The sequence below is a fragment of the Streptomyces sp. NPDC001663 genome (assembly GCF_042893105.1).
GTDB lineage: Bacteria > Actinomycetota > Actinomycetes > Streptomycetales > Streptomycetaceae > Streptomyces.
On sequence record NZ_JBIAUR010000025.1, the window covers coordinates 1 to 16,127 of the forward strand.

The 16,127-nt window shown below is 70.4% G+C and carries 14 protein-coding genes and 1 pseudogene; 11 read left to right on the forward strand and 4 right to left on the reverse strand.

Annotated features, from left to right (window positions below; translation table 11 throughout):
* Window positions 1–170: 170 nt before the first annotated feature.
* Together ACFY1L_RS49670 and ACFY1L_RS49675 are read left to right on the forward strand one after the other, a co-directional pair.
* A pseudogene (locus tag ACFY1L_RS49670) lies at window positions 171–377 on the forward strand (GNAT family N-acetyltransferase); the annotation flags it as partial.
* Window positions 378–716: 339 nt separating this feature from the next.
* Window positions 717–1,700: a phage tail tip lysozyme gene (locus tag ACFY1L_RS49675; protein ID WP_388841444.1), complete on the forward strand. Its 984-nt coding sequence runs from the start codon at window positions 717–719 to the stop codon at window positions 1,698–1,700.
* A gap of 142 nt (window positions 1,701–1,842) precedes the next feature.
* Here the strand turns inward: ACFY1L_RS49675 and ACFY1L_RS49680 are convergent, their stop codons facing one another.
* Complete coding sequence (locus ACFY1L_RS49680; RefSeq protein ID WP_388841446.1) at window positions 1,843–3,168, reverse strand: MFS transporter; 1,326 nt, start codon at window positions 3,166–3,168, stop codon at window positions 1,843–1,845.
* Between the two features lie 234 nt (window positions 3,169–3,402).
* On the opposite strand from ACFY1L_RS49680, the gene ACFY1L_RS49685 reads away from it, so the two are divergent.
* From ACFY1L_RS49685 to ACFY1L_RS49705, 5 genes are all read left to right on the forward strand, one after another.
* Window positions 3,403–3,951 (forward strand): hypothetical protein, encoded by a 549-nt coding sequence (locus ACFY1L_RS49685; RefSeq protein WP_388841449.1) that lies wholly within the window; start codon window positions 3,403–3,405, stop codon window positions 3,949–3,951.
* A 35-nt stretch (window positions 3,952–3,986) separates the two neighbouring features.
* A complete protein-coding gene (locus tag ACFY1L_RS49690; RefSeq protein WP_388841452.1) occupies window positions 3,987–4,871 on the forward strand; it encodes a hypothetical protein in 885 nt (294 codons plus the stop codon).
* 126 nt (window positions 4,872–4,997) lie between these two features.
* Window positions 4,998–5,507 (forward strand): hypothetical protein, encoded by a 510-nt coding sequence (locus ACFY1L_RS49695; RefSeq protein ID WP_388841456.1) that lies wholly within the window; start codon window positions 4,998–5,000, stop codon window positions 5,505–5,507.
* Window positions 5,508–5,769: 262 nt separating this feature from the next.
* Window positions 5,770–6,210: an OsmC family protein gene (locus tag ACFY1L_RS49700; protein WP_388841459.1), complete on the forward strand. Its 441-nt coding sequence runs from the start codon at window positions 5,770–5,772 to the stop codon at window positions 6,208–6,210.
* A 110-nt stretch (window positions 6,211–6,320) separates the two neighbouring features.
* A complete protein-coding gene (locus ACFY1L_RS49705) occupies window positions 6,321–6,500 on the forward strand; it encodes a hypothetical protein (RefSeq protein ID WP_388841462.1) in 180 nt (59 codons plus the stop codon).
* 28 nt (window positions 6,501–6,528) lie between these two features.
* On the opposite strand, the gene ACFY1L_RS49710 is transcribed toward ACFY1L_RS49705, so the two are convergent.
* Window positions 6,529–6,960 (reverse strand): MarR family winged helix-turn-helix transcriptional regulator, encoded by a 432-nt coding sequence (locus ACFY1L_RS49710; protein WP_388841464.1) that lies wholly within the window; start codon window positions 6,958–6,960, stop codon window positions 6,529–6,531.
* Window positions 6,961–7,099: 139 nt separating this feature from the next.
* Here ACFY1L_RS49710 and ACFY1L_RS49715 point away from each other — a divergent pair, with 139 nt between their 5' ends.
* The 3 genes from ACFY1L_RS49715 (at window position 7,100) to gap (ending at window position 10,637) form a co-directional block, all read left to right on the forward strand.
* Entirely contained in the window at window positions 7,100–8,512 is a 1,413-nt protein-coding gene (locus ACFY1L_RS49715; protein WP_388841867.1) for a DHA2 family efflux MFS transporter permease subunit, read from the forward strand.
* A gap of 56 nt (window positions 8,513–8,568) precedes the next feature.
* Window positions 8,569–9,525, forward strand: coding sequence for a GlxA family transcriptional regulator (locus ACFY1L_RS49720; protein ID WP_388841467.1), 957 nt, complete (start codon window positions 8,569–8,571; stop codon window positions 9,523–9,525).
* Window positions 9,526–9,638: 113 nt separating this feature from the next.
* Window positions 9,639–10,637: a type I glyceraldehyde-3-phosphate dehydrogenase gene (gap, locus tag ACFY1L_RS49725; RefSeq protein ID WP_388841470.1), complete on the forward strand. Its 999-nt coding sequence runs from the start codon at window positions 9,639–9,641 to the stop codon at window positions 10,635–10,637.
* A gap of 227 nt (window positions 10,638–10,864) precedes the next feature.
* On the opposite strand, the gene ACFY1L_RS49730 is transcribed toward gap, so the two are convergent.
* The gene (locus ACFY1L_RS49730; protein ID WP_388841473.1) at window positions 10,865–11,524 is read right to left on the reverse strand and encodes a BlaI/MecI/CopY family transcriptional regulator; all 660 of its coding nucleotides are present in this window, start codon (window positions 11,522–11,524) and stop codon (window positions 10,865–10,867) included.
* A gap of 337 nt (window positions 11,525–11,861) precedes the next feature.
* On the reverse strand, window positions 11,862–12,233 hold the full coding sequence (locus tag ACFY1L_RS49735; RefSeq protein ID WP_388841476.1) for a hypothetical protein: 372 nt from the start codon (window positions 12,231–12,233) through the stop codon (window positions 11,862–11,864).
* 462 nt (window positions 12,234–12,695) lie between these two features.
* Here ACFY1L_RS49735 and ACFY1L_RS49740 point away from each other — a divergent pair, with 462 nt between their 5' ends.
* The gene (locus ACFY1L_RS49740; protein WP_388841480.1) at window positions 12,696–16,121 is read left to right on the forward strand and encodes a BTAD domain-containing putative transcriptional regulator; all 3,426 of its coding nucleotides are present in this window, start codon (window positions 12,696–12,698) and stop codon (window positions 16,119–16,121) included.
* The last annotated feature ends 6 nt before the right edge of the window (window positions 16,122–16,127 follow it).

Consider the following 16,127-nt stretch of genomic DNA (forward strand, 5'->3'; position numbering starts at 1 on the left):
GCCCACGCCGACCGGAATGCTTCCCACAACATCGCCACCCGTGGCGAGATCGTGTGGAACGCGGGGCGTGAGTCACGCGTCCCTGCCACCCGATAAGGGTGTCTGGACGGAGGAGTCAACCCAGCAGCCAGTTGGGCGCTACCTCCAAGCCCGGTCCTTTAGGGCCGGGTCAAGTTGACGGCAGCGGCATCGGTTCGGGCGTATTGCGCGAGCTGCTGGAGCAGTGTGACCGCAGCGAGACGCCTGTCCGGCTGAACGTGCTGCAGGGCAGCCCGGCCCGACGGCTGTACGAGCGCCACGGGTTCACGCTCGAGACCGAGGACTCGGTGGATGTGTTCATGGTCCGCAAGCCGGCCTATGCCCCAACTGGCCGGTGATCGGGCAGGGTTCGCGGAGCAGGAGGACGCCCGGCGGGGCAGCACCGGGCGGACGCCCCTTTCGTCGAAGCAACTCAGCCGCCAGGCCGGCGTCCACCGACCGCCCAGTTCCCAACGCCCCGGTGGAGTTGGGCTGGGCCATCTGACGGACCGGGTCAGCCCATCTGATGCGAAGTTCGTCGGAACGGCGTCGCACGCCTGGTGCAAAGAGCTTTCCCCAGGGGACCGTTGAGGTCCGGGCAGATCCGGCAGGCCGGGCAGGCGAGGCGGCGAATACGGGACAGGGATCGCCTGTGCCGGGTCGTTCGTGATGCCCGGCAGTGCGACACGGGGGAATGCATGCAGGACAAGAACTTCGATGCCGTAGCGCAACTCGACCGCCAGGTGGCGGACTTGGCGGCGGACGGCTTCGATGTCGGCGAGGCTGTCGGCGACGTGAACTACACCGGCAAGGGCGCGTATCGGCGGCACAGGGATGCCGTCGTCTGCGCTCACCCGGTCTTCGGCCCGCACGCAGTGCACGGGGCGATCGCGGGCCACTGGGTGGACGTGCTCGGCGGACCCGAGGGCGGCTGGGGGTTTCCGCTGACGGACGAGTACGCCGACGGTGAGGGCCGCGCCCGCGACTTCCAGGGCGGCTCTCTGTTCTGGACCGAGGCCGACGGGGTGGTGGAGATCCGGGCGATCGGTCCGGCCGGGGACTCTCCGGACGTCGACTGGACCAAAGTGGGCGCATTGGCGCGGCTCGCGTACGCCGTCGGGATCCTGGCGGAGCGGTACGGCTACCCGGTGAACGGAGCCGCAGGCATCGTAGGCAACTTGTGGGCGGAGTCCGGCGTACTGCCCAGCCGCATCGAGGGCAGCTCGGCGGCCACCCCGACGCGGGCCAGGGACTTCTCGGGCACCCTGCACGATTTCTCGCCCGAGGAAATCATGCGGCGGAATCCCACCACCCGGAAGGGACCCAAGCTGCCCGGCGTCGGCCTGGCCCAGTGGACGAGCCACGCACGCAGGGCGGGACTGTTCACACACGACTTCGACGGACAAGTCCTCGGCGCCGCGGTGCTGTTCAACATGGACGCCCAACTCGACTACCTCGCTGTCGAGTTGAAGAGCCACTACCCCGGTGTGCACGCGGTACTGGCCAACCCGGCCGTGAGCGTCAAGGAGGCCAGCGACGACGTCGTCTATCGCTACGAAGTGCCCGGAGCGATCCTCTCCGGAGGCACCAAGCTGCCGCGCAACGACCCAAGGGTGCAGGCCGTGTTCCGCACACGCCGCGCGCACGCCGTCCGCGCACTGAAGGCGCACCGATCCACCTGATCGTGTGGTTAGCCGCTTACGTGGCGGTACTGGCGGGACCGACTCGGTGAACGAGCGACGCCGGCACGCCAGCTCGTCGCAGCGCCAGCGGCGCTTGGCCCAGTCGGCCAAGGGCGGTGTACAGGACCGGGGCCGGCCCGTTTCAAGTGCCGTGCCGATTGACCTCGATCCGCCGAAGCGACGGCACCAGTAACGGCACCAGCATCGCCACCGCCGCCACTCCACCGCCGGTGACGGCGACCGCCGCTGTCCCGAACGCCGCGACGAGGACCGGCGTGGACAGCTGGCCGATGGGGATGGGCACGAAGGACCAGAACTCGTCGTGGGCGCCGACCCGGGAGAGCAGCCGCTCCGGGATGTGGGTGTTGCACACGGTCTCCCATACGACGGTGAAGAACTCGGAGGCCACTCCCGACACGAACGCGGCGGCAGCCAGCCAGACGGTGTTCACCCCGATACCGAGCAAGATCAACGGGACGGCGGACAGTGCCATCAAGGACAGCGCCGGCGCCATGGGTTGACGTACCGTCAGCTTCACCATCAGCACACTGGCGAGCAGCGCTCCGACGCCGCGGGCGCCGAGCACGAGGCCCCAACCGTCCGCTCCGATCGTGCCGTTCGCGATGACCGGCCCCAGGATCTGCCATACGCCCATGTTGAGTGCGTTGAAGACGGCAAAGGCCGAGGTCACCGTCCAGATCCACGGCTGGGAGCTGAAGTAGGCCCAGCCCTCCCGCAGTTCGCCGAGCATCGTAGAGCCGCTGTCGTGGGCGCGCGGTGGCGGGTCCGGGAGCGACATCCGGGCGAAGCACGCGGCCGCCAGGAGGAAGGACACGGCGTCCGCGGCGATCGCCCAGCCGCCTCCGACGGAGGCGGTCAACAGTCCGGCCCCGGCCGGGCCCAGAATCCGGGCGGTGTTGCGGACGGACGCCAGGAGGGAACTGGCCTGCTGGATGCCGCGCCCCGCCGCCAGATTCGAGACGATGCCACGCAACGCGGGCTTGGTCAGTCCTTGAAAGACGCCGTTGAGGGCGGACAGCGGCAGCAGGAGCGCCGGCTGCAGGTGGGCCAGGAGGACGAACGCGACACCGGCCTGCGTGAGACCGGCGCCCAGGCTCGTGAGACACAGCACCGTGTCGCGCCGGTACCGGTCGGCGATACCGCCGCCGAGCAGGAGCGCCGCGACCATCGGGACCAAGGCCGCAGTAGTGACCACGGACAGCCAGGCCGCGCTGTGGGTGACCTCCAGGACGCCGAAGGCCAGGGCGACCGGCGACATGGCACTGCCGGCCATGGAGATCGACTGGCCGCTCAGAAACCACCGGAAGGCGGGGGAGCGGAGCGGCTGCCCGGACGTGAGGCCGGTGCCAGTGACCGGTGATGCGTCGCTGTCAGGTGGTTCAGGTTCTCGGTCTTCGGGCGCGTCTGTTGCAGGCACGAGGGGCAACCGTGCCAGCGCATGCTGCACACCTCAAGTGGTTTTCGGCGGGGGCGCACGTGTCTTGGCGCCATCGGATCCGCCCCCTTCGCCGGGTCAACGAGTGACAGATGTCATGCCGAGTGATGACAACTGCCTGCAAAGGCAGGTCACTTGGCACTCCTGGCGCTCTGCTCTCCAGCTCCAGACTGGACGGCATGCAACAGGAATCGCACGAGGCGATGCCTGGTCTCCGATGCCGCAGCGACAACAGGGTGGTGGGTCATGGACGTGATCAGCACGGCCGAGGTGGCGGCGGGGGAGCGGTTCGCTTTCTTGCGCGAGGCGAACTCGAAGCTCTGGGTGCCCTACGACTTGCCCGTCGTCCCGCGGGCGGAGAGCGGATTCAGAGCGCAGGTCTGCATCAGCGACTTCGGCGCCGTGCAGACGACGCGCAGCCCGTCCGACAGCGCCCGGCTGTCCATCCTCACTCCCACACCCGGCAGTGGGCGTGGAAGGGACGGCAAGACCCACCGCGCCTGTCGGCTTCATCGGCACGCGCCGTCAACTCCAGGAGCAGCACGGGCATCACGAGTCAGGGACCACCGGACATCAACAGCGGGGGTAATACAGGTGATTCGCACAAGGCTGGCTACCGACGCCACGGTTGGCGCACTGATCCTCGGCGGTCTGATCGTCGGGACCGGTGCAGCATCTACTGACAACCGGCACGGGACATCCGAACTGGCCGGTTACCACGAGAATTCCGAAGCGAGCGGCCACTTCGACGGCAGCGGCCATTTCGAAGGGAACGGCCACGTCGACGGGGGCTAACCGATCCCGTGCGACGCATTCCCTCAACTCTCGCCATGGCCGCACTTCTCGCCGGCGTCACGCTGACCGGCTGCGGGGTACCGCACCGCAGCCCGGCGGCGCCGGTTCCGGCCCGGGACCTCACGCGCGCCGAGGACCTGCGGGTCTCCGACGCCGAGCAGCGACTGGTCAAGCGCTGCATGAACCGGCAGGGCTTCGACTACTGGGAGTGGCATCCGCTCACCCTGGAGGAGAGCCGCCCGGTCGGCTATGTCCAGGACGACGTCGCCTGGGCGCGCGAGCACGGCTACGGCAGCCGTCTCGACGCGAAGGCCACGTGGGCGAGGCTGCACAATCCCAATGGCGCCTACCGACGTTCGCTCTCGGGCGAGCAGGGCCGCGAATACGACAAGGCCCTGGACGGGGGCCCCGACACGCCGGTTCTCACCGCCGAAGTGCCCGGCGGCGGCACCATCCGCCGCAAGGCGGGCGGCTGCACCGGGGAGGCTGAGGAACGGCTCTACGGTGATCTCAAGACCTGGTTCCGCGCGGACAAGGTCGCCGACAACCTCCGCCTCCTGTACGTGCCCGAAATGATGCGTGACCAGCTTTTCCGGAATGCACTGCGGCGCTGGTCGGACTGCATGCGCCAGGCGAGCTATCCGTACGACGACCCTGGTCAGGCCCAGGAGGCCGCCCGGGAAGGGACCCAGGGCCGGACCGGGAAGGCATTCGAGAAGGCGTTCAAGGCCGAGAAAGACATTGCGGTGGCCGATGCCGACTGCGCCCGTACAACCTCGCTCAAGTCCATCGGCCGGGCTCGCGAGGCCCACTACATCCAGAAGCTGACCGACCGCTACGGGGACGAACTCGCCACACACCGGCGCCTCCAATGGCAGGCCCTGGCCCGCGCTCAGAAGCTCGTCGGGCCCCGCCCCTGACCCCACCGTCCCAGTCGCCGGCCGCATGTCGGTCACTTCTCTGCCCAGTTCACCAATTCACGGACGTCCGCGGTGACGTGCCGCGGATCGGCACGCCTCGAACAAGGCGTTCAACCAGGAGGAAATATGCGCAAGTTAGGTATAGCCGTCGCGTCCCTAGGCCTGGCGGCCGTCGGGCTGACGGTGCCGGCCACGACGGCTCAGGCGGGGGAGGTGACCGCGCAGGCGGGCGGCTGCGACGACGACTGGCCCGGCCGTACCGGCAGGGTCTACGCATGGGCCGATGTGAACTGCAAGGGCACACTCCTGGGCTCGACCACCGGCGATGATGCGAACTGGGCCGACGGCAGCGGAGCCTTCACCGGCAGCGACAACGACCGTGCGTCCTCGGTGATGAACGCGGGCGTCAGCGGCGCCGGAATCGAGGACGTGGTCGCCTTCTACCTCAACTCCGGGTACCGGGACAAGGACGGCTACGGCTGCCTCGCCGCCGGCGAGCTCTACGCGGACAAGCTGACCGACGACTACTACTTCAAGCCGGGCAGCGGTCGGACCAACACCAGCATCAACGACAGCATCTCCTCCCACCAGTGGGTGTTCACCAGCGGTTGCGCAAGCGGCAGCTGGATCACCTGACCTGAGCGGTGTGCGACGCCGGGTCTGCTTCCTGACCGTGAGATGTACTGGCAGCCGCCGGGAACTTTTCGACGCGCACGCCCATTGAACGCCGGGGGCTCGTGGCAGCCAGTGGCCACGAGCCCCCGGCGGTCTGCGGTCCGGTTGCCTTGCGCACAGCCGCAGCCGCAGCCGCAGCCGGGGCCCGGCTGTCGCCTCAGCCCGCCTGTCCGCCCAGGCAGACCTCCCCGGCCCCCTCGCCCCACGGCACTAGGGTCGTCGTATGACCGAAAACTCCCTGCGCTCCGTCACCGTCGAGCGAACCGCCACCGGCCACTTCATCGCGACGAACCCCCGCGGCGGCACGATCGCCTTCGGCACCGGTTCCGACCCGCAGACGGAGGCCGAGTTCACCCCGGTGGAGTTGTTGCTCGCGGCGCTGGGCGGCTGCACGGCGGTGGACGTGGACATCGCCACCAGCCGTCACGCGGAGCCCACCCGGTTCTCCGTCACGGTGACCGGCGACAAGATCAATGACGAGCTCGGCAACCGGATGACCGACCTCAAGGTCTCCTTCTCCGTCGCCTTCCCGGACGGCGAAGGCGCGGACCGTGCGCGGGCCATTCTTCCCCGGGCGGTCAAGACCTCCCACGACCGGCTGTGCACGGTCAGCCGCACGGTCGAGATCGGCACCCCGGTGACGGCGGCCGTGGAGGACGCCTGAACTCGCATGTCCGCATAGGGCGGTGTCGGCGAGGAGGTGTCTGTGTGTCCCGGCCAGTCCGGGGCATCCGGACTGTACGCGGGGCTCGGCCGACCGAAGGGACGCACCTCATGCTGGCGATCGTCTCGGCAATCCTGTTCTTTCTCGCCTTCCTGATCAACGCGGCGGACATCTCGACGAACGACACCTTCACTTCGACGAACGTGATGCTCCTCGGCCTCACCGCCCTGGCCCTGCACCTGGCCGGCGTCGGCACCGGCTGGTCCGTGCGGAGCGGCCGCAGGCGCTGACGCCCGGGCGGCGGTCTCAGCGCCGCGGTCAGGAGGTGGCGGTGCGGATGCGGGCGAGCAGGGCCCGCAATTGTTCGCGGTCCTCCTTGCCGAGCCCGGCTGTGGCCTCTGCGAGCGCGAGGCTGTCCACCTCCTCCGCCTCGCGGTGGCACCGCACTCCCTGGTCGGTCAGGCGCAGCAGGAACGCCCGGCGGTCGTGTGGGTGGCGTACCCGCTCGACCAGGCCGTCGCGTTCCAGGGCGTCGACGATGCTGGTCGTGGTCCGTGCCGCGACCCCCGTCATCTCGCTCAAGTCCCGCATGCGCAGCGGCTGTTGGGCTCGTGCGAGCATCCGCATTGCGCGCAGGCGGGCGACGGAGGCTCCGCCGGTGCGCAGCCGGGCCTCTACGAACTTGCGCAGTTGTTGGGTCGTCTCGTAGAGCTCGTCGACCAGGACGTCGCTGCTGCCTTGTACTGCCATGCCGCTCCCCGTTCCGCCGAAAACCCAATTCTATGAGCACGCACATAGTGAGTATGCTCAGCATGTGTTGTCGCTCCCTCCTCGTCTCCGCCTGTCCGTCCCCTCCTTCCGCTTCAGCCAGCGCCTGGTCGTCCCCGTGATGTGCGTCAGCGTGACGTTCATCGCGATCGTCGACGGGGCGATCACCACGGTGGCGCTTCCCTCGATCGCCGACCAGTTCCGGCTCACGACAGCCGCCCTGGACGGGGTGGTCGTGGTCTACCCGGTCTGCCTGGCCATGGCCATCCCGGCGTCCGCCTGGCTGGTCGAACGCTTCGGCGCCAAACGCGTGCTGCTCATCGCACTCGTCGCCTTCCTCACCTCGTCACTGCTGTGCGGCGCGGCGGTGGGCCTGTCCCAACTCGTCGCCTTCCGCGCGGTCCAGGGGCTGTCCGCAGGCGTGCTCTTCCCGGCCTCGGCCGCCCTGCTGTATGCCACCTTCAGCTCCGCCGAACAGGTGCGCATCTCCCGTTACATGATCATCCCGCAGCAGATCGCCCCAGCCGCCGCACCCATCCTCGGCGGCCTGCTGGTCGACCACCTGTCCTGGCGCGGGGTGTTCTACGTCAACCTGCCGGTGGGCCTGCCCGCCGTGCTGTTCGGGACGCTGTTCCTGGCGGGGCACCGCGGCCACCGGCCGCCCCGCTTCGACGTGGCAGGCCTGCTGCTGTGCGCGGCGGCCATGGGAACCACGATGTTCGGCGTCTGCGAAGGCCCCAACCGCGGCTGGTCCTCCACCGTCGTCCTCACCGCCCTCGCCCTCGGCGCGACCCTGCTCACCGCGGCCGTCACCCACCAACTACGCACCAGTGAACCGCTCTTGAAGCTGCGCCTGTTCGCCAACCGGCTGTTCAGGGACACCAACCTGATCAATCTGGTCGGTCTGGTGCCCATCCTCGGCGCCATGTTCCTCGGCCCGCTCTTCCTGCAGCAGGGACAGGGCCGCACCGCCCTGGAATCCGGCCTCAGCACCTTCCCCGAGGCCTTCGGCGTCCTGCTGACCGTCCAAATCGCCGGAATCCTCTACGCCCGTGTCGGTCCCCGCGTCATCGTCGGCTGCGGCCTGGCCGGCGTCAGCCTGGTCCTCCTCCTGTTCGCCACCTGCGACGAACACACGAGCCTGTGGACCTTCCGCGCCTACATGTTCCTGCTCGGCGTCGCCATGGGCGGTGTCTTCATGCCGACGACCGTGGCCTCGCTCGCCACCATCACCCGCAAGGACCTGGCCCAGGCCTCCACGCTCAACACCGTCGTACGCCAGACCGGCGGCGCCCTCGCCCCGGCCATCGTGACCACGGCCCTGGTCCTGAACACCCCCGCGGCCGCCGCCGCGAACCCACCCATCGCCGCCTACCAACACGCCTACCTGGCCCTGGCCGCCATCGCGGCGGCGACCGCCGTCTTCGCCTTCACCCTCCCGGACGCTCCGGCCCGCGCGGCGGCAGGCGCCACCACCGTCTCGCGCCGCTCCGTGCCACTGCGGTCCCGCAAGGCGAAGACCCAGAGCCACTGAAGCGCGAGCGTTGGGCAGCGAACCGGTAGGCGTGCAGGTCCGCATACTGTGTCTTCGTGTCAGCTCCCCGCCTGCGTCGTGTCGCCGTCCTCGTCCTTGAAGGTGCCAAACCGCTGGACGTCGGCATCCCGGCGCAGGTGTTCACGACGCGCGCGAGCATGCCGTACGAGGTACGGCTGTGCGGCGCGGCACCCGGTCTGGTGACCGGCGGCGACGGCCTGTCCTACCACGTCGCGGACGGCCTCGACGCGCTCGCCTGGGCGGACATCGTGTTCATCCCCGGCTACCGGTTCCCGGACCGGGAGGACCCGCCGCAGACGGTCGTGGACGCGTTGGTCGCCGCGCACGGACGGGGCGCACGGCTGGCCGCCATCTCGACGGGCGCCTTCGCACTCGCGGCCACCGGCCTGCTGGACGGCAAGCGGGCCACGACGCACTGGCATTACACGCGCGCGCTGGCGGCGAAACACCCGCTCGTCCAGGTCGACGAGAACGTGCTGTTCGTCGACGAGGGCAGCGTGCTGACATCGGCCGGCGCCGCGTCGGGCATCGACCTGTGCCTGCACATCGTGCGCGGCGACCTCGGAGTGGCCGCGTCGAACCACGCGGCCCGGCGTCTGGTCGCAGCCCCCTACCGCAGCGGCGGCCAGGCACAGTACGTGCCGCGCAGCGTGCCCGAGCCGCTCGGCGAGCGGTTCGCCGCCACCCGCGAGTGGGCGCTGCACCGACTCGACGAGCCCCTCACCCTGGAAACACTGGCGCAGCAGGCGGCGGTCTCCCCGCGCACGTTCTCGCGCCGCTTCGTCGAGGAGACCGGCTACACGCCGATGCAGTGGGTCATGCGCGCCCGCATCGACCTGGCCCGGGAACTGCTCGAGCGCTCGGAGCGCAGCGTCGAGCAGATCGCCGCGGACGTCGGCCTGGGCACGGGCGCGAATCTACGGCTGCATTTCCACCGCATCCTCGGCACCACACCGAGCGAATACCGGCGCACCTTCACCCAGGGCGAGTAGTCCCGCCCACCCGTGGCGCGATCCTTTTGAACCATGGCAATCACGCCACTGTCACCGGCGGAGGCCGAGAGCGAGTCTGGGTGGCGAACCGAAGGGACGAAGGGACACCTCTTATGACTCGCATCGCCATCAACGGATTCGGCCGCATCGGACGCAATGTGCTGCGCGCACTCCTGGAGCGTGACAGCGACATCGAGGTCGTCGCCGTGAACGACCTCACCGAGCCCGCCACGCTCGCCCGCCTCCTCGCGTACGACAGCACGGCCGGCCGGCTCGGCCGCCCGGTGACCGTCGACGGGGACACCCTTGTCGTCGACGGCCACCGCATCAAGGTGCTGGCCGAGCGCGAACCGGCACAGCTGCCGTGGGCCGAACTCGGCGTCGACCTCGTGCTGGAGGCCACCGGCCGCTTCACGTCGGCCAAGGCCGCCCGCGCCCACCTCGACGCGGGCGCGCGGAAGGTCCTGGTGAGCGCGCCGTCCGACGGCGCCGATGTCACGCTCGCCTACGGCGTCAACACCGACGCGTACGACGCGGACCTGCACACCATCGTCTCGAACGCCTCCTGCACGACCAACGCCCTCGCGCCCCTGGCGGCGGTCCTCGACGACCTCGCCGGCATCGAGCACGGCTTCATGACGACGGTGCACGCCTACACGCAGGAGCAGAACCTCCAGGACGGCCCGCACCGCGATGCGCGCCGCGCCCGCGCCGCCGGCATCAACATCGTCCCGACCACCACAGGCGCCGCCAAGGCGATCGGCCTGGTCCTGCCGGGCCTGGACGGCAAGCTGTCGGGCGACTCGATCCGCGTACCGGTTCCGGTGGGCTCCATCGTCGAACTCAACACGACCGTCACCCGGGACGTGACGCGCGAGGACGTGCTGGCGGCGTACCGCACCGCGGCGCAGGGACCGCTCGCGGGCATCCTCGAGTACTCCGACGACCCGCTGGTGTCCTCCGACATCACGGGCAACCCCGCCTCGTCGATCTTCGACTCGGCCCTCACCCGCGTCGACGGCCGCCACGTGAAGGTGGTCGCCTGGTACGACAACGAGTGGGGTTTTTCGAACCGGGTGATCGACACACTCGAACTCCTGGCGGCCCGCTAATCGGACCCTCGTGTTCTCTCCAGCGTTCGATGGACGCGAAGGACTACATGAGTTGACCTCAATCCGGCGATCACGGGGCCATGGTCCGGCACCCCCCGGAGCGGCCGAGGAAGACCTGCTCCGGACATAGCGCTCGCAGGCAATGTTGGTTCACACAAGGCCGGCATTGCTGCGAGTCGCTTCGGCGCGCGTGCTGCCCTGCCCGGCGTGCAGGCGCGAGACGGCTCCTACTTTTCCTCAGACTTTGCCGCCTCAGCGTCCTGCGGCTGGGGCTCGCTCGTGGTGGTGGGTGTGGGCTGGGGTGTGTCAGGGGCGGTGTAGTAGACGGACCTGCCCTGCTTGGTGCGTTGGGCCTGGCCTTTGGCGACAAGGTTTTCGAGGGTAGTGCGCACGACGGTGGTTTTGATGCCGCGTTCGGGATGGGCCTGGCCGAGGGCGGCGGCGATTTCGCCGGAGGAGCGTGGCTCGTCGTGTTCAGTGAGGTGGTGGCGGATCAGTTCGATCAGGCTGGTCTGAGTCGGTGTTGAGGTGACGGCTTGGGACTGCCCGGTGGCCGGCTTGCGGGCCCGTGCGCGGCCGGGTGCTGCGGCGGCCTTTTTGGCCGGCGATTTCGTGCTCGTGCGGGAGGCGCCTTTCCTGCGAGGAGCGGGCTCGGTGGCTTGGTCGGGCGCGGCTGTGGGCTGGGCGGCAGTGGGGGTGATACCGAGGGCCTGTTGCATGTTCACCAGTACGGTGTGGTCGTGCTGCAAAGTGGCCAACTGGTGCTGCAGCGTGGCGATTTCGCCGCTGACGCGTTCTTGCTCTTTGAGGTTGCGTTCGAGGTCGCCGGTCACCTGGGCGGCGTACTGCGACGTCAGTTCAGTGGAAGCGCTGGTGTGCTCGGACATGAGGCTGGCCTTTCCATGAGTTCACGGCCGAGGGGCTTGTGGCGACCGTGGTGAGCCTGGGAAGTGGCCCGTGTGCGCTGCGCAGAAAAGTAGCCCATGAAGCTGGGAAGGACTTGATGTGGAGATAGTACGGACGGGTGGAGTGACTTGTTCCGCACGAGGGCGGCTTTTCTTCCGTCTGGAGCGCTCCGGGCCGTGCACCTGATCGGCCGCACCGGTGATCGCCCGTCACAAGGAACTCGACCGCCGCGGGGGCTTAGCGTCGCCATCGCCCCCCACGAGTCCTGCGGCAAAGCCCACATGTTCCGGTGAAGTCGTGCCAGGCGGCGCCGAAACATCACGGGTTCATCCTGCGGAAGTCCTGGTACTCGTCACAGACGATTCCCTGGTTGACCCAGCGTTGGGGTTCTGCGGCGAGGTCACGCTGGGCCTGGTGCAAGGCCTCCTCGGGGGTGGGCAGGACGGTGATTTTCCGTCCCCACCTCTCCTCCTCGGGGTCCAAGGGCGGGAACTCGGTGATATCGAGGAAGTTGTCGGTGCCGACGTCTTCGACATCACTCAAATAGATCGTCACGCCGGAGGAGCCGGGGCTGAGGGCGATCCAGCGAAGCCCTGGTTGACCATCGCGTTCGACCCTGCCGAGGAACTGCTCGATCTGCTGTCCGCGCCGGAGGGCAGCGAGAGCGAATGAGGGGATGAGGTGCCGCATGCAGATTCCTCTACTGGTGCTGGTCGGGCAGGCGTCCTGGGGCGATGTGATCAGCAAGGTAGATGAGCGTGGCCTGCGGGTCCATGCCGAGGGCGGCGGCGAGTCCGGTACCCGCTGAGGACGAAAAACACGTCGACACCCAGAAAGCCGCCGGGCAGCCAAGAGGGGGCCGACGTGGTACACGACGACGAGCACGACGGCCATCGCCCGGACGCCGTCGAGCCCGTGCAGATAGCCAGGGCGAGCGGGGGCGAGCTCATAGGCGGCGGGGATTCTCATCGCGAGGGTGCGTTGTTGCTCAGCGAATGCGCAAAACCCGCTTAGTTGTGCATTGGCCGTGTCTCGGTGAGCGGAGGGATTGTGCCGCGCCCGCGGCATGCGAAGGTGGCGATCAAAGAGAGCGCACCAGTCCGTGCAGCACGTGCGGCGTTGGCGAATTGATGTTCTGGTTTGATGCGCTGTGTGTCGCTACACGAACTGCGCATGACGGTGCTCGGCGGGGTCGGGGCCACGTTCCGGGCACGCCCGCTGGAGCTGGGCGGGCGACGGCAGCGTGCTGTCCTCGCCCTGCTGATCGCCGCCCGGGGCTCGGCGGTCACCCGGGACCGGCTGGTCGAAGGGGTCTGGGGTGGCAGGCCGCCGCAGCGCGCCGCCGCCTCGCTGCAGGCCCATGTCTCCCATCTACGGCGCTGTCTGGAACCGGAGCGGGAGGCGAGGGCGCGCGGGGGCGTCATCGTCAGCGAGCAGGCGGGGTACGCGCTGCGGCTGCCGGCCGACGCGGTGGACGCCTGGCGGTTCGAGGAGGCGCTGCGGTCCGCCGCCGTGCACACCGACGAGGGCAGGCCGTCCGAGGCCGTGTCCGTCCTGGAGTCCGGGCTCGCGCTGTGGCGGGGCCCGGCCTACGCGGAGTACGCCGACGAGCCATGGGCCCGCCAGGAGTCGGCCCGCCTCGCCGAACTGCGCGAACTGGCCCGCGAACGGCTGCTCGCCGCCCGCCTCGCCCGGGGCGAGGACGCCGTCCTCGTGCCGGAGCTCGAAGCCCTGGTTTCCCAGGACGCCCTTCGCGAGGAACGCTGGCGTCTTCTCGCCCTCGCCCTCTACCGCGCGCACCGCCAGGCCGACGCCCTCGACGCGCTCCGCCGCGCGAGGCAGCTGCTGCCCGCCGGACCCGGTGCCACCCCGGGGGCAGCCCTGCGCGACCTGGAGGCGGGGATCCTGGCCCAGTCGCCCGACCTCGACGCTCCTGCCCGTCGGGTGCCGGCCACCGCCTCCGCGTCGGCCGGCACGTCCGCCCCGCCCGGAACAGGACCGGCGGGACCGGTGCCGTACCGCGCCCCGCGGACCGACATGCTCGTGGACCGCGCCCTCCAGATCGCCGAACTGCACGACAGCCTGCGCTCGGCTCTGGACGGCAGACCCCACGTGGTGCTCATCGAGGGTCCGGCCGGCATCGGCAAGAGCCGCCTGCTCAGCGAGATGTCCGAGGCGGCGGCCGGGCAGGGGGTACGGACCCTGACCGCGAGGGGCAGCCAGCGGGAGAAGGACTACGGCTACGGGGCCGTACGCCAGTTGTTCGAGCGGATGGTGAGCGCCGGCGAGGAATCGCTCCTCAGTGGGGCCGCCGTCGCGGCGGGGGCGGTCTTCGGAGCCGTGCGGGGGCAGCAGCCGCAGAGTTTCGCGGTACTGAACGGGCTGTACGAGCTGACGAGGAAGCTGGTGGTCGCGGCAGGTCCGCTGGTGCTGGCCGTGGACGATCTGCAGTGGTGCGACAGCGGCTCGGTGCGGTTCCTGGCGTATCTCGCGGGTCGGCTGGAGGGGCTGCCGGTGCTCATCGCCGCCACGCTGCGGACGGGGGAGCCCCAGCAGGGCGAGGAGCTGCCGGGAACGTTGACGACGGACGCCTCGGTGGTGCGGATCAGGCCCACACCGCTGACGGCGGCCGGGGTCGCCGGTCTCGTGCGGCAGACGCTCGGCGAGGAGCCGCACGAGGAGTTCACCGCGGCCTGCCATCGCGCCACGGCCGGGAACCCGCTGCTGCTGCGGCAGTTGTTGCGGGCCCTGCACTCGCGCGGGACACGGCCCGATGCCGCGCACAGAGGGGAGGTCGCGGAAACCGGGGCGCGGGCGGTGTCCGGGCTGGTCCTGGGCCGCCTCGCGCGGCTGCCCGAGGGGGCACGGGCCGCGGCGCAGGCGGTGGCCGTGCTGGGGGACGGGGCGGCGACGCTCGCCGAGGTGGCGGCGCTCATACAGCGGCCGGAGGCGGAGGCGGCAGCGGCGATCGTGCCGCTCGTACAGGCCGAGATCCTGCGCGAGGGCCACCCGTACGCCTTTGTGCACCCCCTCGTCGGGGAGGCCATCTACCGCGAATTGCCTCCCGGAGAGCGGCAGTTGTGCCACGAGCGGGCGGCCGGTGCGCTGTCGGCCGCCGGCGCGCCGCCCGAGCGGACGGCGGCTCAGCTGTTGCTCGCCCCGCACCGGGGCGACCCGCACGTCGTGGACATCCTCTGCGCGGCGGCGCGGGAGGCGGCGGGCCGGGGTGCCCCCGACGCCGCCGCCACGTACCTCACCCGCGCGCTCGACGAACCGCCCGCTGCCGAAACCCGCCCCGAGGTGCTGCTCGGACTCGGCCGCGCCGAGACGCTCGGCAACGGCCCGGCCGCCGTGGAACATCTGCGCCAGGCGTACGACACCCTCGCCGACCCGGGCCGCAAGGCCGCGGCCGCCCTGCTGCTCGCCCGGATCCTGGTCTTCGCCGGCGGCCACGGCCAGGCGACCGAGTTCGCCCGCCGGGCGGCGGCGGAACTGCCCGCCGAGCTGAGCGACGAACGGCAGGGGCTGCTGGCGCTGGAGCGCATCAGCGGGTTCATGCACGGCCTGGACCCGAAGCTGTGGCGGACCGTCGAGGACCCGGTCGTCGAGGGCGAAGGCCCCGGCGCCCGGATGCTCGCCGCCAACCTCTCCCGGGAGGCCGCGTCGGACGGCAGCGACCGGACCCGGGCCGTCGAGCTGGCCCGCTTCGCCGTCGCCGACGGAGTGCTCCAGGCGGCCGGGGAGGAGATGCTCTGGTACACCGCCGGCATCGTGCTGCATCTCGCCGACGAGGAGGTGGGCGAGCTCTGGGACGCAGCGGTGGCCCGCGCCGTGGAACGCGGCTCGCTGTTCTCCGTCCTCGCCACGCATCTGTGGCGCGGCTTCACCCAGTGGAACCACGGGGCCCTGGACGCGGCACGGCGCTCACTGGAGACGGCGGTCGGGCAGTCGGAGATCTGGGGCCTGGCACCGGGCGCCCCGCAGGGCCGCACCTTCCTGACCGCCGCCCTGCTGGATCTGGGCGACACCGCCGCTGCCCGCGCCTGCCTGGAGCGGATGCGCGGCTGGATCCGGGGCGCGGAGGGCCGGCGGCTGCTGGGGGAGAGCGAGGCGCGGGTGCTGAACGCGGAGGGGCGGTATGAGGAGGCGCTCGCCGCCCTCGACGACGTACGGCACCTCCAGCCCGCCGTGGCCAACCCGGCGTGGTGGCCGTGGTCGCTGCTGCGCGTGCAGGCGCTCGCGGGCGCCGATCGGCGGACCGAGGCGCTGGCCCTGGCCGAGGAGCAGCTGAAGGTCGCCCAAGGCTGGGGAGCGCCCAGCACACTGGGGCGGGTGCTGCGGATCGCCGGAGAGCTCCGCGGGCCCGAGGGAGAGCCCGAACTGCGCGAGGCGGTCGCCCTGCTGGCGCCCGGTCCGGCGCGCCTGGAGTACGCCCGCGCACTGTACGCGCTCGCCGGGCACGCGCCGGAGGAGGAGGCCGCCGCCCTGCTGAGCCGGGGGCGGTCCATCGCGTCGGAGTGCGGGGCGACGGGTCTCGTGGCCGCCATGTCCGCCGTGGACGGGAAACGGAGCACGTGAAACCGG